13 protein-coding genes are annotated in these 19425 nt (G+C 42.8%); 6 read left to right on the top strand and 7 right to left on the bottom strand.

What is annotated here, in order from left to right; all coding sequences use genetic code 11:
* Positions 1–381 precede the first annotated feature (381 nt).
* Complete coding sequence (locus BS636_RS14030) at positions 382–1098, bottom strand: UDP-2,3-diacylglucosamine diphosphatase (protein WP_099339339.1); 717 nt, start codon at positions 1096–1098, stop codon at positions 382–384.
* A 104-nt stretch (positions 1099–1202) separates the two neighbouring features.
* Positions 1203–1712 carry a peptidylprolyl isomerase gene (locus BS636_RS14025; RefSeq protein WP_099339338.1) on the bottom strand — a complete coding sequence of 170 codons (510 nt, stop codon included), beginning with the start codon at positions 1710–1712 and terminating at the stop codon, positions 1203–1205.
* 476 nt (positions 1713–2188) lie between these two features.
* Here BS636_RS14025 and BS636_RS14020 point away from each other — a divergent pair, with 476 nt between their 5' ends.
* Positions 2189–3916 (top strand): glutamine--tRNA ligase/YqeY domain fusion protein, encoded by a 1728-nt coding sequence (locus BS636_RS14020; RefSeq protein ID WP_099339337.1) that lies wholly within the window; start codon positions 2189–2191, stop codon positions 3914–3916.
* A gap of 149 nt (positions 3917–4065) precedes the next feature.
* On the top strand, positions 4066–4977 hold the full coding sequence (locus BS636_RS14015) for a bestrophin family protein (protein ID WP_099339336.1): 912 nt from the start codon (positions 4066–4068) through the stop codon (positions 4975–4977).
* 52 nt (positions 4978–5029) lie between these two features.
* On the opposite strand, the gene BS636_RS14010 is transcribed toward BS636_RS14015, so the two are convergent.
* The 4 genes from BS636_RS14010 to putA form a co-directional block, all read right to left on the bottom strand.
* Complete coding sequence (locus tag BS636_RS14010) at positions 5030–5587, bottom strand: lecithin retinol acyltransferase family protein (protein WP_099339335.1); 558 nt, start codon at positions 5585–5587, stop codon at positions 5030–5032.
* A 310-nt stretch (positions 5588–5897) separates the two neighbouring features.
* A complete protein-coding gene (locus BS636_RS14005; protein ID WP_099339334.1) occupies positions 5898–6122 on the bottom strand; it encodes a hypothetical protein in 225 nt (74 codons plus the stop codon).
* A gap of 242 nt (positions 6123–6364) precedes the next feature.
* On the bottom strand, positions 6365–7453 hold the full coding sequence (gene trmA, locus BS636_RS14000; RefSeq protein WP_099339333.1) for a tRNA (uridine(54)-C5)-methyltransferase TrmA: 1089 nt from the start codon (positions 7451–7453) through the stop codon (positions 6365–6367).
* 179 nt (positions 7454–7632) lie between these two features.
* Positions 7633–11388 (bottom strand): trifunctional transcriptional regulator/proline dehydrogenase/L-glutamate gamma-semialdehyde dehydrogenase, encoded by a 3756-nt coding sequence (gene putA / locus BS636_RS13995; protein WP_099339332.1) that lies wholly within the window; start codon positions 11386–11388, stop codon positions 7633–7635.
* 118 nt (positions 11389–11506) lie between these two features.
* Here putA and BS636_RS13990 point away from each other — a divergent pair, with 118 nt between their 5' ends.
* Positions 11507–12004 carry an Lrp/AsnC ligand binding domain-containing protein gene (locus tag BS636_RS13990; protein WP_004786082.1) on the top strand — a complete coding sequence of 166 codons (498 nt, stop codon included), beginning with the start codon at positions 11507–11509 and terminating at the stop codon, positions 12002–12004.
* A 54-nt stretch (positions 12005–12058) separates the two neighbouring features.
* On the opposite strand, the gene BS636_RS13985 is transcribed toward BS636_RS13990, so the two are convergent.
* Positions 12059–13348: a sodium:solute symporter family transporter gene (locus BS636_RS13985; RefSeq protein WP_099339331.1), complete on the bottom strand. Its 1290-nt coding sequence runs from the start codon at positions 13346–13348 to the stop codon at positions 12059–12061.
* A gap of 408 nt (positions 13349–13756) precedes the next feature.
* Here BS636_RS13985 and aspA point away from each other — a divergent pair, with 408 nt between their 5' ends.
* The 3 genes from aspA to mfd all read left to right on the top strand — a co-directional run bounded on the left by aspA (position 13757) and on the right by mfd (position 19279).
* On the top strand, positions 13757–15208 hold the full coding sequence (aspA, locus tag BS636_RS13980; RefSeq protein ID WP_099339330.1) for an aspartate ammonia-lyase: 1452 nt from the start codon (positions 13757–13759) through the stop codon (positions 15206–15208).
* A 129-nt stretch (positions 15209–15337) separates the two neighbouring features.
* Positions 15338–15697, top strand: coding sequence for a hypothetical protein (locus tag BS636_RS13975; protein ID WP_099339329.1), 360 nt, complete (start codon positions 15338–15340; stop codon positions 15695–15697).
* A 123-nt stretch (positions 15698–15820) separates the two neighbouring features.
* Positions 15821–19279, top strand: a complete 3459-nt coding sequence (mfd, locus tag BS636_RS13970) for a transcription-repair coupling factor (RefSeq protein ID WP_099339328.1) — start codon at positions 15821–15823, stop codon at positions 19277–19279.
* Positions 19280–19425 lie beyond the last annotated feature (146 nt).

The raw sequence follows: 19425 nt of genomic DNA, 5'->3' as shown, positions 1-19425 counted from the left end.
GAATATTAAATATTAAAAATTGGAGTGGTTATCTAAAAAAATCTATATATAAATTTAAGATAAATATTTTGTTAAACTAATATATTTATATGTTTTATAAGAAAAAATTTTTAATAATGGCTTAAGTTAGGTTCAATAGGAATAATTTTTTAGAGATAAGAAATGCATAAAAATATATTTGCTTAAATGTGATAAGTTTTATGAAGGTTATTATTTTGTTGCTCGTAAACCTACTGCTAATTTGTAGGTAACCTAAACTGATAGGTTTTAATAGATTAGGGTAACCAAATTGAATCGTAGAAGATGCTTAGTCTGATTATATTTTAGGTTTTATAATTAGCTCTATCTATACTTTGATTTATCCAGAATATTTATTAATGATTAATAATGCCAAGTCTTTAGCTGAATCTTCTGTTCAGGATCATTACCTAATTCCAGAATCTGCGCTGTATCTTCTTTCCAATCACCTAATACAATCCGCTTCTTGCCATCCACATCATGAATGTTGGCACGATGGGTATGACCATGAATAAGAAGATCTACATCTTTCAGAACAGTTTTAACCGCGTCTTGATTTACATCCATGACTTCATAGCTTTTGAACTGCTGCGCTTCATGGCTTTTCTTACGGAAGCCTTGCGCCAGTCGAGCACGGAAGGAAAGAGGCATTTTTCTTAAGAAGCCAACAAGCCAAGGTTGACGGATAATTTTACGGAATCTTTGGTAACTGACATCATCAGTACACAGCGCATCGCCATGTTCTATACGAATCTTTTGACCAGCTATATTGAGCATCTGAACATCGGGTAACAGTTGTCCAGAAAACTGCTTCAGAAAATCTTGACCCAGAGCAAAATCACGGTTACCAACCAGAAAATAAACCTGATTACCCACTTTCGTGAACTGTTTTAAATGCTCGACAATTTCATCTAACCAAGGGGCGGTATAGTCATCACCAATCCAGGCATTAAACCAATCACCGAGTATATACAGTTGAGTATTCTTATCTTTATAAGCATCTAATAAATCTAAAAACCCCCGAACGAGTCGAGGGTGATCAGGTGACAAATGTAAATCAGCGATAAACAAATGGGTCACGAATCTTTTCCTATTATTGAATCTCCCTAAGTAAGAGGGACTTTCCACCTGCATATAACGGGTAGAAACTCCTCCCTTTTTTAAAGGGAGGCTGGGAGGGATTCTTATTCAGAAATGATTTTTGCAGATTCGATTACAACATTCTCTAGCGGAACGTCAGCGTGGTAGCCACGGTTACCTGTACGAACGCCTTTGATTGCATCAACAACGTCCATGCCTTCAACGACTTTACCAAATACTGCATAACCCCAACCTTGTGCAGTCTTGCCAGTGTGGTTAAGGAAAGAGTTGTTTTTCACGTTAATGAAGAATTGAGCAGAAGCAGAGTGAGGAGCTTGAGTACGCGCCATTGCGATTGTACCAACGTCGTTGCTTAGACCGTTGTCAGCTTCGTTTTCGATCGCGTCACGCGTTGCTTTTTCTTTGAAGTTTTCGTCCATGCCGCCGCCTTGGATCATGAAACCATCAATAACGCGGTGGAAAATTACGCCGTCATAAAAACCGTCACGTACATATTCTAAGAAGTTTGCCACTGTTTTAGGTGCTTTTTCAGCGTTTAATTCAAGAACAATACGACCTTTATTGGTGTTTAATTCGACTTGAGGAAAACTCATTGTGTAATCTCCTGATCATGACCTTTGAAGTCATGGGTTTTTTTGAATGAGAGAAGCATAAGCAAACTGTAATCGACAAGGCAAGTAAAAATATACTTTTCTCGGATAAAATCCTGAAAATAGTATCTTATTTATGCATTGTTCTGGCAGGAAAATCCGGATGGTTGCCTGCGCTTTACCAATTAACAATGACACATTTTTTTGCAAGAGTATGTTTCTTTTCTTAAACAGCGATATACGACCATATTGATCAAAAAAATTTGGATGATTCGCTTAAATTTGCATGCATTTGCAGCAGATGCATTTTGGTGATTTTAAAATGATTGAATAGGGAACAAATGCCACAGTTAGCAGTTGAGAGATTGATCACCTAAAGTTAAACTAGGGGACTTTAGTTTATGTTTTATGGCGTGTATACGTCTCCCGTAATAGGACATAAAATCCTTAATTTTAACTTTAGAAGTGAATGATTGATCATGAAGCCAAATGATGTTGTTACATCTCTGCCCGAGAACCCGACCCAAAACAAGAATGCAGTCGATTCAGCGCAGCAGCAGGAGCAACAACCGGGCTTAGATTTTGTGCGCCAGGTCATCACTGATGATCTAGAAGCAGGCCGTACTCAACAAGTGGTGACACGTTTTCCACCTGAGCCAAATGGTTACCTGCATATCGGACACGTAAAAGCGATCTGTCTGAACTTTGGTATTGCCCAAGAATTCGATGGTTTGTGTAACCTTCGTTTTGACGATACCAACCCAGATGCTGAAGAACAAGAATATGTTGATGGTATTGCTAATGATGTGAAATGGTTAGGTTTCCAATGGAATGGAGAGCCTCGTTATGCATCGAGCTATTTCGATCAACTTTATACATGGGCGATTCAACTGATTGAACAGGGTGATGCTTATGTGGACTTACAGTCTCCAGAGGAAATCAAGTTAAACCGCGGTAACTTTGTAGAGCCAGGCAAAAACTCACCACAACGTGATGCAACAGTTGCTGAAAACCTTGAGCGTTTTGAAAAAATGCGCAATGGTGAATATGCAGAAGGTCAGGCCGTACTACGTGCCAAGATTGACATGACATCTCCAAACGTACATATGCGTGACCAGATTCTGTATCGTATCCTGCATTCTGAACACCATCAGACTGGCGATAAGTGGAAAATCTATCCAATGTACGACTATGCGCATCCATTATCAGATGCTATTGAAGGAGTAACACATTCTTTATGTACACTGGAATTCCAGGATCACCGTCCATTCTATGACTGGGTGATTGAGAAAGTTAAGTCGCCAGCGGTTCCACGTCAGTACGAATCAAGCCGTTTGAATGTCGACTACACCATTACCTCTAAGCGTAAGCTGCGTAAGCTTGTTGAAGGTGGATATGTTAATGGTTGGGATGACCCACGTATGCCAACTGTTGTCGGTATGCGCCGTCGTGGTTTCACGCCTGAAGGTCTGCGTGACTTCTGTAAGCGTGTAGGTGTGACGAAAGTAGATGGCAGTATCGTTGATGTTTCAATGCTTGAATACTGCATCCGTCAGTCTTTGGAAAATACTGCTGCACGTGGTATGGCAGTATTGAATCCATTGAAAGTGACGTTGACTAATCTGCCAGCTGAGATGGATTTGACCCATTCTCGTCATCCGAATGTGGATATGGGCGAGCGTATCATTCCATTAACATCTGAAATCTACATCGACCGTAAAGACTTTGAAGAAGAGCCACCTAAAGGCTTTAAACGTCTGATTCCGGGTGGTGAAGTTCGTCTGCGTCATGCTTACGTGATCAAGTGCGACGAAGTGATTAAAGACGAAAATGGCGAAGTAGTTGAACTAAAATGTTCAATCGATCCAGAGACTTTAGGCAAAAACCCTGAAGGCCGTAAAGTAAAAGGTGTAGTGCACTGGGTGTCTGCAACTAAAGGTGTTCCTGCAGAAGTTCGTATTTACGACCGTCTGTTCACTGAATCAGATCCTGAAACTGGTGATGACTTCCTGGCGAACCTCAACCCTGAATCACTACAAGTGGTACAAGCGGTCATTGAGCCAGCACTTGCTGCAGCAAAACCGGAAGATCGCTTCCAGTTTGAACGTGAAGGTTACTTCGTGGCAGATCAATATGATCATTCAAGCGACAAACCAGTGTTTAACCGTATTCTGGATCTGAAAGACAGCTTTAAGCCAGGTAAATAAGTTACTTAGCTGAATACCTTTAATTGTATTGACCAGATATTGCTGAGGATATTAAGCATCTTCAGCGAAGTCAAAACAGTTTGGTCTCAATAAATCTTTAAATAGCCCAACTTCGGTTGGGCTATTTCTATGGAGCGTAAAATAACAACATGATTGTCCGTGATAAAAGTAATAGTTTTAGTCTGCTGTTTGCCTGGCATGGCACTATTTTGCCCAAGGTATTGCCCGCACTTGTTTCAGTAATTTTAATTTCTGGTGTGCTGGTTTATTTAAGTCGGGAGCACTTTTTTAGCCTGCCTGCAGTTCCTGCGATTGGTTTCACCATCTTTGGTGTGATTCTTTCAATCTTTATGAGCTTTCGAAATACCGCCTGTTATGACCGCTGGTGGGAAGGACGTAAGCTTTGGGGCGCATTGATTGCTACCACGCGTCACTTTAGCCGGGATACGCATGTGCTAGATGCTGAAAACCGGGAACTCCTCTTATATCGGATGATGCTATTTACTCATTTATTACGAGATCGTCTGCGTCAGCAAGACAGTAGTATTGAGCATTACCTGGCTGATACCCAGTTTGATTCAATTGCTTTCAATCAGATTAAGCAACAGGTCAATCCTGCACAATGGGTGTTGGAACAGATGCAAAAGCAGTTGGTAGGATGCTATCGATCAGGACAAATCTCAGACATTATCTACAACAACTTGAATCAGCATATGGTAGAACTTGGAAATATTCAGGCAGGCTGTGACCGCATTCTGTCGACGCCGTTGCCATTTTCCTATTCAGTTTTATTACATCGTGCTGTTTATTCTTTCTGCTTTATTCTTCCTTTTAGTCTGGAAGCAAATTTAGGGTTATGGACGCCAGTCTTAGTGGCTTTGATTGCCTATCTGTTTTTAGGGTTGGATGAGCTCAGTGCCGAGCTGGAAGAACCTTTTGGCCTGCAGGACAATGATCTGGCTTTAGATTCGATTGTACGGCTGGTCGAGCGTGAAACTTTAAGTTCTATAGGGCGAGAAGTTCCAGAGCCTTTACAGTCCCGGAAAGGTCATCTGAGTTAAATTAGTTTTATCTTCATCCATATAAAAGCCCCATTGGATAGGGGCTTTTTTTTTAGCGCTTTTTCAGGTTAGTTAGATCTGTATGTTCCTGGAACTGTTCCTTGAGCTCACGGTATTGCTGCATGCGCATATTGGCTTTGTCATGTAACTTTTTCTTGATATAGAGGGCAAGGGCAAAGCTGGTGGTGGTAAGCGTCAGGAACATGCTGTTCATAAAGCTCATCATCGAACTGATATAACCAATGGTAGTCAGACGATTCATCATGCGGGTGACTTGTGGACTGCTTTCCACGCCAGTAATCGCCCAGGTACATAGATGTTCACAGTTATTGATAATCAGATGATAGTTATTTTCATGCATGCGTGAGCGCATACGACGCACGACTTTACGGCCTTTATATTTGGTATGCGCATATTGCTGAACCAGAATTGGCTTGCCATGACTAAACTTATCAATTGAGGTAATTTCAATGGGATGCTTCTTAAATAAGTGCGCAAAACCTGAATAATGGATTACACGACCTCGTCCGGCGTAAATACCATGATGGGTATAGCCGAAATGTTTGACCATAAGGTGGGCACCTAAGGGAAAACGTTGAGTCTGTTGCATATGCCACTGAACGCCAATTGATGTACAAATGTTTCAAGTAACCAAGTTTAGCGGTTTTTTGTGATTTTATCGATGTTTATGTCGGAAAAATCATCGAACTGATGAGTTGTAAAATAAGTGTACGAATTATTGATAAAAGCCACAGAGATAATACTAAAATAGCCTAAGCATTTTTAATTATCACCATTTTTTGATAGGAGTATGATCTAAAGTAGGGGGATGTTGTCAGAAGGATCTTCTAACTAAAAATTCCAGCCAATAAAAAAGCATTTGCTTCCACAAATGCTTTTTTAACAATGGAGTCTGACCATTATTGTAATGGCAAGTGCTGTAGTTCATTTAGCTCTTTGCGGCTATAGCCACGAGAAGCGAGAACTTTTTTGATGCCGACAATCACGTCTTCATCAGTAGCTTTCGCCAGCGCTTCAAGAAGCTGTTCATTTGACTTGCAAGAGCAGTCATTTTCAACACAAGCAATTTGATTCTTGTGTTCATTTTGTTGTTCAGCAGTGAACAACTTTTGCCAAAAACTCATAGAGCCTTCACACACCATTTAACATAGCTTGAAATATAGCCAATTTAATAAATAAAGCAAGAGGACCTATGTGATAAAAGCAGCAAACAGTCTTCATTATTTTCGATTACACAGGATGTTTCAAACGATATTATTCAGTTGATATCTCAAAAATTGCAGGTAAGTCTATTATTTTAAAAATAAAAAATGGAGCCATTGAAAGCTCCATTTATGTAACAAAAAAATAAATTGAAACAATATTTTTAGCGTTTTTCCAGTAGTACACCTGACTCTACGTGGTGGGTATATGGGAACTGATCGAACAGCGCAAATTTGGTAATTTTATGCGTCTGAGACAGCTGTTTCAGATTGTCATGCAATGTGTCCGGATTGCAAGAAATATAGATGATTCGTTCAAAGCGTTGCAGCAACTTCAGCGTTTCATCATCAATACCGGCACGTGGGGGATCAACAAAGACGGTATCGAAGTCATAGGTTGAAATATCAATGTTAGCTTCTTCCAGACGACGGAAAGTGCGTTCACCATTATAGGCTTGAGTAAATTCTTCAGCAGACAGACGTGCTACCTGAATATTCTCAATACCGTTCTGCTCGATATTCCATTCCGCAGCATAGACAGAAGATTTTGCTAACTCAGTCGCCAACACGCGACGGAAACGAGTAGAGAGTGGTAGGGTAAAGTTACCATTACCACAATATAGTTCTAATAAATCCTTGTTTGCATCAGACTGTTCAGCAGCCGTACATGCCCATTCCAGCATTTTTTGACAGACTTGCGCATTGGGTTGAGTAAAACTGCTTTCAATTTGCTTATATTGATACTTGCGATTGAACACAGTCAATTCTTCAACAACATAGTCATCAGTTAAAATGACTTTCTGACCTCGACTGCGACCAAAAATCTTAATATTAAGTTGTTCTGATATGACTTTAGCTGCGGCTTCCCATTCAGCAGTCAGTGGGCAACGATAAACCATCGATACCAACATTTCACCTTTTAAAGTGGCAAGAAAATGCGCTTCAAAGAGACGATTTGATAAAATAGGCTCAGCTTTGAGTGCCGCCAATAAGCGTGGCATTAAGTCATTGATGCTTGTGTGTGCAACAGGAAAATCATCAATACGGATCACTTTTTTATTATTGTTTTCATCGCGTTCAAACATGGCGTAGAACAGGTCATCTTCAGTATGCCAGATCCGGAACTCAGCACGCATGCGATAGTACTGTTCAGGCGACTCAAATACTTCAAGGGCAGGTGGTTGATATTCGGCAAATTGCGCGCTAATGCGTTCAACTTTGGCATCCAGTTGTTGCTGATAAGATGAGGTCATATGCAGTAAAAAATCGCAAATATTTTGAAAGCCAAGATGGTAGCAAAAATTTGCTGTTCTGCCTAAGACTATTCAGGGAAACAGGCTTGAAAAGCAGTTAAAAAAAGGCCAAATCTTCAAAGGGGAGAGATTTGGCCATAAGAGGAAAGGGATTAAAATAATTTAAGTACTAAAGCTGTTTACAGGCCTGACATAGTCATGAGGCTGGCATTGCCACCTGCAGCTGCGGTATTAATACTGATTGCACGTTCAATTACGAAACGTTCCACTGGAATATCATAATTTCCAGAGCTTAAATGCGTGATACCTACAATAGCTCCTTGTCGTCTTGCAATACGTTGCTGCAAATTCAGTAATGCAGATGTATCGCCATGATGCAGTACAGCCTCAAAATCACCAGATTCAATATCCCTGATAACTTTAATGGCTTTTACCACACTCGCGGGCATACTTTGCAGATACTTGAGTATAAAAGTATTGTCTGCCAGTACAGCCAGGCGGCTACCTACCGATAAAATTGCCAAGATTTGCTGAATCTGATCTACATCATTTTCTGCTAGAGAGAGCACGCTTTCACGCGGCAAGATCATGTACTGGTTTTCCTCACCCGTTGGACCTTGCAGGCTAAAGTTATGTCCTGTGGCAATCTGAGCTGGAGCCTTCAACGAAACTCTTGGGAAAGTCTTGTTTACCCAATCCTTAAAGTCCTGCAACACCGGATTTTCAAGTGGTGCCTGAGCAGACTGCATCGCATAAGGCTGAGACAGTTTCTTCTCAGACACCTGATGCATTAAACGATAGATATAAAGTGGACCACCGGCTTTAGGACCAGTCCCAGACAGACCTTCACCACCGAAGGGTTGTACACCGACCACAGCACCGACAATATTGCGGTTGATATACAAGTTTCCGACATGCGCTTTTGAAATCACGATCTGCATGGTTTCATCGATCCGGGTATGTAGGCCCATGGTCAGGCCATATCCTTTGCTGTTGATCTGATCTAGAAGCTGTGATAGTTCCCCGGCTTTATAGCTAATCAGATGCAGCACCGGACCAAAGACTTCACGCTCAAGATCATTTAAATTCGGCAGTTCAATCAAGGTGGGTGGAATAAACGTCCCTTGAGCCAGATCAGAAGCATCTTGATTAAACATCAGTTGATGTACTTGATGACCTTTACTACGCATCTGATCAATATGTTTCTGGATATTCTGTTGCGCTTCGGCATCAATCACTGGGCCGATATCCGTTTTGAGTAGAACCGGATTGCCGACTCGCAATTGCCGCATTGCACCTTTTAGCATCTTACGTACAGTATCCAGATTATCTTCTTGTACGCAGAGCACACGCAGGGCAGAACAGCGCTGACCGGCACTGTCAAAGGCTGAGTTAACTACATCCAGTACAACCTGTTCGGTAAGCGCTGATGAATCTACGATCATGGCATTCTGACCACCAGTTTCCGCAATTAAAGTGACGCTTTCGCCAAACTGATTCAGGCGTTCTGCGACAGTTTTTTGCAGAATCTTGGCGACTTCAGTGGAACCGGTAAACATGATGCCTTGGATACGGGAATCTTGGCTGAGCTGTGCACCAATGGTTTCTCCACGACCTGGTAATAATTGCAGTACATCTTGTGGAATACCCGCTTCCCAGAGAATTTGCACAGCTTGAGTGGCAATTAACGGGGTTTGTTCAGCCGGTTTGGCAATCACGGTATTGCCAGCAACTAATGCTGCAGAAATTTGACCAGTAAAAATTGCTAAAGGGAAGTTCCAAGGACTAATACAGAGTACGGTTCCTAAAGGCTGGATGCGGGCATTTTCTGACAAATCTAGTATCTGACCAGCATAGTAGCGTAGGAAATCAATTGCTTCGCGAACTTCGGCAATCGCATTGGCATAAGTTTTACCGGCTTCACGAGAAAGTAAGACCATCAGTGGCAACAGACGTTGCTGCATTAGGTTAGCGGCCTTATTGAGGCAGGTTGCACGTTCATTCTTTGGCAGATTACTCCAGAAACTTTGTGCGTTCATTGCCTGAGTCAGAGCAATTTCAGCCTGTTCAGTGGTAGCTTCATAGACGGTACCGACCACATCTTGATGCTGGGCAGGATTGATAATCTGTACTGGATGACTGCTATCGATTTCTGAGAAAGCAGTACCCATTGCAGCAGCCTGGAATTGGGTGTTTGCCAAGTCTGTTGCAACTTCATTTAAAGCCTGCAGTTCTGCATCATTGGCCAGATCTAAACCGGACGAATTTGAACGCAGAGCACCGTATAAATCTTTTGGATAAGGAATCTGCGGGTGTTTAGCACCTAAGGCATTTTCTTGTTGAGCTGCTTTTAAAATAGTTTGACGCGGATTTTCAATAAGATCCTCGACTTTTAAACTCTTGTCAGCAATTCGATTGACGAAAGAAGTATTCGCGCCATTTTCCAGTAGTCGACGCACCAGATAAGCCAGCAGGGTTTTGTGGTTACCGACCGGCGCATAGATTCGGCAAGGAATACCGAGTTTTCCGGAAGCTTTATCACCTACTACATTTTCATACAGCGGTTCACCCATGCCATGCAGACACTGGAATTCGTATTGACCTGCATAATAACGTTCTGGATTAGCGAGCTGATAGATAGTGGCAACGGTCTGCGCATTATGTGTCGCAAATTGCGGGTAGATATAGTCCGGCTCTGCCAGCAGTTTACGTGCGCAGGCAATATAAGACAGGTCAGTATGCACCTTGCGGGTAAATACCGGATAATCTGACATGGCTTCGATCTGGGCTTTCTTGATCTCGCTGTCCCAATACGCACCTTTCACCAGACGAATCATCAGGCGTTTCTGGCTGCGTTTAGCAAGATCAATAATGTAATCCACGACATAGAAGCAGCGTTTCTGGTAGGCCTGAATCACAAAACCAATGCCTTTCCAGTTATTGAGTTCTGGTTCAAAACACAGACGTTCTAAAAGCTCTAGGGAAATTTCCAGACGTTCAGTTTCTTCGGCATCAATATTCAGGCCGATATTATAGTTTTTCGCCAGCACCGCCAAATTGAGTACTTTTGAATATAGCTCGTCATTCACGCGATCCATTTGTGAACGTTGATAACGTGGATGCAGTGCAGATAGCTTAATGGAAATCCCTGGGCCATTATAAACGTCTTTATCCGTTGATGCCTTGCCGATGGCATGAATCGCATCCTGATAATCTTGATAATAGCGTTCTGCATCCGGATCAGTCAGCGCTGCTTCACCGAGCATGTCATAAGAATATTGGAACCCTTTATCTTCTAATCGTTCTGCATTTTTCAGGGCCTCATCAATAGTTTCGCCAGTCACAAACTGCTCGCCCATCATACGCATCGCGACATCCACAGCTTTACGGATAATGCCACGGCCACTACGTGCCAAAAGACCAGTTAATAAACTCGACAAGCTTTTCTGCTGAGGTGTTTCCATCAGTTTTCCGGTCAGCATCAAACCCCAAGCTGCAGCATTCACGAACATCAGTTGGCTTTGACCCAAATGTTCTTTCCAGTTGCCCTGATTGATTTTGTCACGAATCAGCAGGTCACGGGTTGCTGTATCTGGAATACGTAGCAAGGCTTCTGCCAGACACATCAGGGCAATACCTTCCTGAGAAGAGAGTGAAAATTCCTGTAGCAATCCTTGTACGATACCGGCTTTACCGCCAGAGCCTTTACGTTCGCGTAAGGAATGCGCCAGATCAAACGCCAGGCTCTGAATTTTATCTGTCAGTTCTGAAGAAATTTCACTATGTTCCAGCAGCGTTTCCACGCACTCAGATTCGGCACGTCGCCATGCGGTATTGATGCGCTGTTCGTATTGGTTTTTATCCTTAAATTCAGCAATGTAATTCGATTGCTTCACTGCATTCGAGTGCGAATTTGGGCGTAATGTGGTGGACATAGTGACTTCCTGTACTGCGTCAATCGGTTCTTTGAGTTGAATGAGTTTTAATCTATAATCCCAAAATAATTGACGAATATCTCACTATAGTTTGTATCATTTTTAGAGAATAATTCTAATGAATAGCCCTTATTTAAGCCTTGACCGAATAGATATTCGCATCCTTGATTTGCTGCAGTCTGAATCGAAAATTTCTAATATTAAACTGGCGGAAATGGTAAATCTTTCACCGACTGCGGTGCTGGCTCGTGTACAGAAACTGACTAAGGAAGGATTTATTCTCGGTTATGAAGCGCGGCTTAATCCGATCATGCTGAATAACGGTTTTGTGGTCTTTGTTGAAATTCTGCTGGATAAAACCACACCGAATGTACTAGAAGAATTTTCTGAGGCGGTACAGCATATTCCCGATATCGTGGAATGTCATATGATTAGCGGCGGCTTTGATTTTGTAGTGAAAATTCGCTGTGCCAATATGGATGAATTCCGCAAAATCTCCGGTGATATTTTGTGGCAATTACCGGGGGTAAAAGAAACTCGGAGTTATCCGGTCATGGAGGTAATCAAGGAAACCCAGCAGATCAAGTTGAAAATGCCGGCTAAAGCTAAGGTATAAATTCAGACAAAACAAAAGGGACATAAAGTCCCTTTTTAATTTGAAATAGAAAAATTATTTATTCATTTCAGCCATTTCTTTTTGATATTCTGCTTTTGCCAGTTCAAAACGATTGACTACATCGTGGCTTGGTGCTTTATCCAATAGACTTACAATCACAATGCTCAGCGCAGCCAGAATAAAGCCCGGGATGATCTCGTACAGACCGGTATCACCCGTATAATTTTTCCAGGCAATTACGGTTACAGCACCAACTACCATTCCGACAATCGCGCCGTTGAGGGTCATACGTTTCCAGAACAATGAGAAAATGATCAGTGGACCAAAGGCAGCGCCAAAGCCAGCCCAGGCATAAGCCACCAGACCCAGAACTTTACTGTTTGGATTAATCGCCAATGAAATTGCAATCAAGGCAATCACAATCACCATGCCACGACCGACCCAGATCAGTTCTTTTTGTGAAGCATTTTTACGCAGGAAGCCTTTGTATAAATCTTCAGTCAGGGTAGTCGAGCAGACCAGCAACTGACAGCTTAACGTACTCATAATCGCAGCCAGAATTGCTGCCAATATAATGCCTGCAATCCAGGGATTAAACAGGATCTTGGTCAGTTCCATAAATACGGTTTCAGGATTCTGATTCACGATCGCAGCAGCAGGAAGATCTGGATTTGCTGCGAAATAGGCAATTCCGATATAACCTGCAAACATCGCACCCACTAGACATAGAATCATCCAGGTCATCCCGATCCGGCGTGCAGCAGGAATAGTTTTGACCGAATCTGCCGCCATAAAACGAACCAGAATATGTGGCTGACCAAAATAGCCTAAGCCCCATGCCAAGCTGGAAATAATTGCGACAAAACTCAGCCCTTCCAGCATATTGGAGGCATAACGTGCACCTGCGACCATGCCGGAAGCACAGTAAATTGCAAAGAACACTAGAATCACAATCGCGGAGAGTAAGCGTAAGATTCGTTTCTTATCCGCAAAACGACTAGTGAAATAATCAGGCAGGGTCAGAGCATTGTTTTGAAATTCAGTATGGGCACGCAGACGTCCTGCCACCAGTAACCAGTTCAACCAGGCGCCAATAATCAGACCAATCGCAATCCAGACTTCAGACAGGCCAGACAGATAAATTGCGCCCGGTAAACCCATCAGCAACCAGCCGCTCATATCGGAAGCACCTGCAGAAAGTGCGGTGACGACACTGCCCAGACTTCGCCCACCCAGAATGTATTCATCAAAATTGGACGTCGCACAATAGGCGTATAAACCGATCCCAATCATGGCGACGATATAAAACATAAAAGTAATCAGTGTCGGATTTAGCGAACTCATAGGCAGGTATCCTTAAATTTTAAACATCATCATCCGGGATGATTTTTTGTTCTGTATTCACAGGGCAGTGATTCAAACACGGTTTAAAAATTACACTCTGTAACAGTTAGGCGGTTTTTATGTGTTTTTTATGTAAAAAGGAATTTCTAGTTAGAAATTTAATAAATTCAAAATAGAGTTATAAGCTCACAAATAGTCTATTTTGCAAGTAAAATAGCAATATTTAATAAATGGTTAAAATCATTAAACTTTTGTTATTTAACTACACAAAGTTACAAAACTCACAACAAGTGCGAATTAGACATATTTTGTTGCAAATATCATCCTAAAGTTTTCTATTTGTTTCTGGTCTGGCTGCCCATAGTGGAAGTACACCAGTATGGTGCATCATCGCCAAGAGTAAAAAACATGGATAATATGCTTCAAATTGACTTGAACAGAATCGAACAGGATTTATTAGGTAAAAAACAGATTCCACAGCACAGTTATTATGGGATTCATACCTTGCGTGCGCTGGAAAACTTTCAAATTTCAGGCCTAACTGTGGGTCAGCAAACACACTTTATTCGTGCATTGGCGCAGGTGAAAAAAGCCTCTGCACAAACTAATCTTCATTATCAGAAAATTTCAGAACAACAATCTGTTGCCATTCAGCAAGCTTGTGAAGAGTTGATTGAGCAACCTGAGGCTTGGCAGGAGGCTTTTCCGCTTGATCCTTATCAAGGTGGAGCAGGTACATCCATTAATATGAATGCCAATGAAGTGATTGCCAACCGTGCGCTGGAGCTGCTCGGGCATCGCAAAGGCGAATATCACCTTTTACATCCGAATGATCATGTGAATACTTCGCAATCCACCAATGATGTTTATCCCACGGCATTACGTTTAGCCACATATGCACGTCTGGACGAACTACTGAATGTACAAAAAGTATTGGTTGATACTTTATATAGCAAGGCAACAGAATTTCAGTATGTCATCAAAATGGGACGTACCCAACTGCAAGATGCGGTGCCGATGACCATGGGGCAGGAATTCCGCGCTTTTGCGACTTTATTAAAAGAAGACCTGAAGCTGATCGAGCAGATGCGTCAGCTATTACTAGAAGTCAATCTGGGTGCAACAGCAATTGGTACTGGAGTCAATACACCAACAGGTTATGCCAAACGTGTAGTAGAAACTTTGGCGCAAATTACCGGACTGCCTTTAAAAGGCGCAGAAGATTATGTCGAAGCGACCAGTGATTGTGGTGTCTTTATTATTCTTTCCAGCACTTTGAAACGTCTGGCAGTCAAACTGTCCAAGATCTGTAATGACTTGCGTCTGTTAAGTTCAGGACCACGTACAGGCTTAGCTGAGATCCGTCTACCAGAGTTGCAAGCGGGTTCATCCATCATGCCAGCCAAAATCAATCCGGTCATTCCAGAAGTAGTCAATCAAATTGCGTTTCGCGTGATTGGTAATGACCTGACTATAACGATGGCAGCAGAAGCAGGGCAATTACAGCTCAATGTCATGGAGCCGGTCATTGCAGTATCCTTAAATGAATCGATTCAATTGCTGACCCAAGGTATGCAAACGCTACAGCAAAAATGTATTGCTGGCATTCAGGCCAATGAACAGAACTGTTTAAATACTGTGATGCGCAGTATCGGGATCATCACCTTACTGGAGCCACTGTTAGGGCATGCCACCTGCGATGAAATTGGGAAACAGTGTATCCGTGAAGATAAAACCGTGCCTCAAGTTGTACTGGAACTTGGTTTGCTCAGCCAAGCACAGTTAGATCAAATCTTTGCCTTTGAAAATCTGGTTTCTGAAGTACCTAGCGAGGTCAACCAGTTGGAACAGGTGTCCTGAAACTTTAAGGTTTTAAGCTACTATTTATAGGACAGTTCTGATTTTAACCATTTGCCCCAAATCCCACCTGTGGGTTTGAGGCAATTTCATCTAGACTATATAAACTTCACGATGAATTCGGGACCTAGCATGTTTGATAAAATCAGCGCTCTATTCAAATCGAATAAACCTTCGCCGGCACAGCTTTATTTAGAAGAAAATAATATCCAATATGCAGAAGACACGGGTTATATCGTGGATGGGATCAACCTGAATCAGGAACTGGGTGGGCGTCTGGAATATCTATCCAACCGCCGTATGAAAACATTTGATGATCTTAAAGAGCTGTATTCTACTGCGATGATCATTAATGAAAAAATTGATCTGGAAATTGCCCATCAGCGTTTTAATCAGCGACTCGGTAATACCGAAGAAAACCTGCTGCAGTTTAAAACCATTGTGAAGAAGTTAAATGATTACTATCGCAATTTCCTAAGAGAGAAAAAGTAGCATTTAAAGTGGAGAAGAGGCTCTCATTTTCTTGGTAGCAAAGACTGCATAAAAATAACGAAATGCTCAGATACCATCGTGATAGTATAAGGGGCATGTTGTTTAGACTTTAAAGCTATATACATGTTCCAACAAGAAATTTCCCAACTCAATTTAAAACAACTCAAGGCTGGTGAGCGACGCTGGTTAGGCAACTTGCAGGGATCATCCACGGCATTATTGCTGAAAGAAATCGCCAAGCAACATAAGCAGTTGTTTGTGATTGTGGCCCGCAATAATCAGCACCTTGGTCAGCTGGAAAGTGAACTGGAATTCTATGGCATCAAGCCAACCATATTTCCAGACTGGGAAATCTTGCCTTATGACCGCCTGTCACCGCATCAGGACATCGTCTCGGAACGTCTGGCGATCCTTTCCAATATGCCCCAGACAGGGGTATTGCTACTATCTGCCTCTACGCTGGCACAGCGAGTCGCACCAAGTTCATGGGTGCTGGGCGAGCATTTTGATATACGTGTCGGACAAAAGCTTGATCTGGAACAGCAAAAGAAAAAACTGATTCAGGCCGGTTATCATCTGGTCGATACCGTTTATGACCATGGTGAATTTGCAGTACGCGGCAGCATCATGGACATCTATGCCTCAGGTCAGGATGCACCGATCCGGATTGACCTGTTCGATGATGAAATTGAAACCCTGAAATTCTTTGATCCGGAAACCCAGCGTACTACGCAAACTTTAGAACAATTTACCGTATTACCCGCGCAAGAATTTCCGCTGAAAGAAGGGCGTGCCACATTCCGTGACCGTTATGGCGAGTTGTTCCCAACAGCCAATCCCAAGAAAAATCCGCTGTATCAGGATGTTATGGATGGCATTGCTTCACCGGGCATCGAATTCTATATGCCGCTTTTCTTTAGTACAGAAGCGATGCAGAGTCATAGTACTCTGGCATCATACTTACCAAAGAATGGCATTGTCATTACAGATCGAGGTTTAGAAGAATCTTTAAACCAGTTCTGGGCTGAAGTGGTACGCCGTTATGAAGATCGTCGTCATAATGTGGATCAACCGATTCTGCCACCGGAAATGTTATTTACTCAGACCAATCTTGTACTGGAACAGCTAAATCAGTTTGGTCGCATCATTGCCTCACAAGAGGTTTTTGATGAAAAAGCCGGTGTAATCAATCTAGATACCCAGACACCGTCACGCCTGCCAGTCGATCCTAAACGGGAAAAGCCATTCACCGAAGTTAAAAAATACATTGATAATGCCAATCATCCAGTCCTGTTGGTGGCTGAAAGTGCGGGTCGTCGTGAAACCCTTAAAGATGCGCTACGTCCAAGTTTAGGCGATATCCCAACAGTTGAAGGCTTTGATGATTTTGTTGCGTCTTTACATGCAATTGCCATTACCAGTGCACCGCTTGAACGTGGTCTGGTTCTGACGGATCGCATCAGCGTGGTGTCTGAAAATCAGCTTTACGAACATCGCGTGGTGCAACGCCGTCGTAAACGTCAGCAGGAAGTATCGGAAGAATTTCTGATTCGTAGCCTGACTGAGCTGACGATTGGTGCGCCCGTAGTACATATTGACTATGGCGTTGGACGTTATGCGGGTTTAATTACCCTAAGTATTGATGATCAGGATCATGAATTCCTGCAACTGGACTATGCCGATGATGCCAAGGTCTATGTGCCAGTTACCAACCTACATCTAATCAGCCGCTATAGTGGTGGTGACCCAGATTTGGCACCACTCCATAAGCTGGGTACTGATGCCTGGAGTAAGGCGAAACGTAAGGCGCTGGAACAGATTCACGATGTGGCCGCTGAATTACTGGATATTCAGGCACGCCGTTCATCCAAGCCTGGGATCAACTTCGAACTGGATCAGAGCCTGTATATGCAATTCGCCAGTGGCTTTGCCTATGAGGAAACGCTGGATCAGGCCAATGCCATTGAAGCAACTTTGCATGATATGCAACAAGCCAAACCAATGGATCGTTTGGTCTGTGGTGATGTCGGTTTTGGTAAAACGGAAGTGGCGATGCGCGCTGCCTTTGTGGCGGTACAGAATAATCGCCAAGTCGCTGTATTGGTGCCAACCACGCTTTTAGCACAACAGCATTATGAATCGTTTAAAGACCGCTTTGCCGACTGGCCGGTCCGCATTGAAGTGTTATCTCGTTTTGGCTCTTCTAAAGCACATACCAAAGTCATTGAAGATTTGGCTGAAGGTAAAGTCGATATTGTCATCGGTACACATAAAATCCTGCAGGAAAATGTCCAGTTCAAGAATCTGGGGCTGATGATTGTCGATGAAGAACATCGTTTTGGTGTGCGGGATAAAGAACGCATCAAAGCCTTACGTGCCGATGTGGATATGCTGACCCTAACCGCAACGCCAATTCCACGTACTTTGAATATGGCCTTTAGCGGCATGCGTGATCTGTCGATTATCGCGACACCACCAGCACGTCGTCTGGCGGTGAAAACCTTCGTACAGGAACAGACCAATGACACCATTAAAGAGGCAATTCTACGAGAATTGTTACGTGGTGGTCAGGTGTATTTCCTGCACAACGAAGTCGATACTATTGATCGTGCTGCAGAAAGCTTGCGTGAGCTAGTACCGGAAGCACGTGTCATCGTTGCTCATGGGCAAATGCGTGAACGTGAACTAGAGCAGGTGATGCAGCAGTTCTATCATAAGGAATATAATGTTCTGGTATGTTCGACCATTATCGAAACCGGGATTGATGTACCGAGTGCCAATACCATTATTATTGAACGTGCAGACAAGCTGGGTCTAGCGCAGTTGCATCAATTGCGTGGTCGTGTTGGTCGTTCACACCACCAAGCTTATGCCTATCTGTTAGTACCATCAATTAAGGGGCTGAAAGGCGACGCAGAAAAACGCCTGGATGCGATTCAGCGCGCTTCGAATCTGGGTGCAGGCTTTATGCTGGCAACCGAAGATCTGGAAATTCGTGGCGCGGGTGAACTTTTAGGTGAACAGCAAAGTGGTTCGATGCAGGCGATTGGTTATAGCCTGTATATGGAAATGTTGGAGAAAGCCACTAAAGCTATCCAAAAGGGTAAAACACCAAACTTTGATGCGCCGTTGTCTCTGACTGCGGAAATCAATCTGCATATGCCAGCGCTGATTCCGGATGATTATCTGGGCGATGTGCATCAGCGTCTGTTGTTCTATAAACGTATCAGTAATACCGATACCCAGGACAAACTCGACAATATCCGTATGGAACTGATCGACCGTTTTGGAATTCCGCCACAGCCAGTCAAACAGTTGTTTGCAGTACATCAACTTCGCCTCAAAGCCGAGCAGTTGGGCATTACCAAAATCGACATTGGTAGTCAGGGTGGTCATATCGAATTTGCACCAGATACTCCGGTTCAGGCGGTGAGTATTATCCAGATGATGCAAAAGCATCCGACCTATTTCCGGATGAATGGCGGGCAACGTCTGAAGGTGATGGTGATGCTGGAAGACTATCAAAAACGGATTCAGTTTTTAATGGATTTACTGGATAGCTTGTTGAAAGAGCTGCATTAAAATGATCTTCTAAAATGCGTCAGAAATGGAATTCTGACCATTCGTTTAAATCGATAGCTAAGTCACACATAAATGGAAAGAAAGTCTTGATTAATTTATGTGATTCGGTAAAGTCAGAGTTGTGACCGAGTTCATAACAAATCCTT

The sequence above is a fragment of the Acinetobacter sp. LoGeW2-3 genome, assembly GCF_002688565.1.
Taxonomy (GTDB): Bacteria; Pseudomonadota; Gammaproteobacteria; order Pseudomonadales; family Moraxellaceae; genus Acinetobacter.
Note: the sequence above shows the minus strand (reverse complement) of the source record. Positions and strands in the feature narration are given on the sequence as shown.

Bases quoted from the DNA above. Each gene is read 5' to 3' on its own strand.
- BS636_RS14025 (WP_099339338.1), bottom strand. From the start codon at position 1,712: ATGAGTTTTCCTCAAGTCGAATTAAACACCAATAAAGGTCGTATTGTT.
- BS636_RS14020 (WP_099339337.1), top strand. From the start codon at position 2,189: ATGAAGCCAAATGATGTTGTTACATCTCTGCCCGAGAACCCGACCCAA.
- BS636_RS14015 (WP_099339336.1), top strand. From the start codon at position 4,066: ATGATTGTCCGTGATAAAAGTAATAGTTTTAGTCTGCTGTTTGCCTGG.
- BS636_RS14010 (WP_099339335.1), bottom strand. From the start codon at position 5,587: ATGCAACAGACTCAACGTTTTCCCTTAGGTGCCCACCTTATGGTCAAA.
- BS636_RS14005 (WP_099339334.1), bottom strand. From the start codon at position 6,122: ATGAGTTTTTGGCAAAAGTTGTTCACTGCTGAACAACAAAATGAACAC.
- trmA (WP_099339333.1), bottom strand. From the start codon at position 7,453: ATGACCTCATCTTATCAGCAACAACTGGATGCCAAAGTTGAACGCATT.
- putA (WP_099339332.1), bottom strand. From the start codon at position 11,388: ATGTCCACCACATTACGCCCAAATTCGCACTCGAATGCAGTGAAGCAA.
- BS636_RS13990 (WP_004786082.1), top strand. From the start codon at position 11,507: ATGAATAGCCCTTATTTAAGCCTTGACCGAATAGATATTCGCATCCTT.
- BS636_RS13985 (WP_099339331.1), bottom strand. From the start codon at position 13,348: ATGAGTTCGCTAAATCCGACACTGATTACTTTTATGTTTTATATCGTC.
- aspA (WP_099339330.1), top strand. From the start codon at position 13,757: ATGGATAATATGCTTCAAATTGACTTGAACAGAATCGAACAGGATTTA.
- BS636_RS13975 (WP_099339329.1), top strand. From the start codon at position 15,338: ATGTTTGATAAAATCAGCGCTCTATTCAAATCGAATAAACCTTCGCCG.
- mfd (WP_099339328.1), top strand. From the start codon at position 15,821: ATGTTCCAACAAGAAATTTCCCAACTCAATTTAAAACAACTCAAGGCT.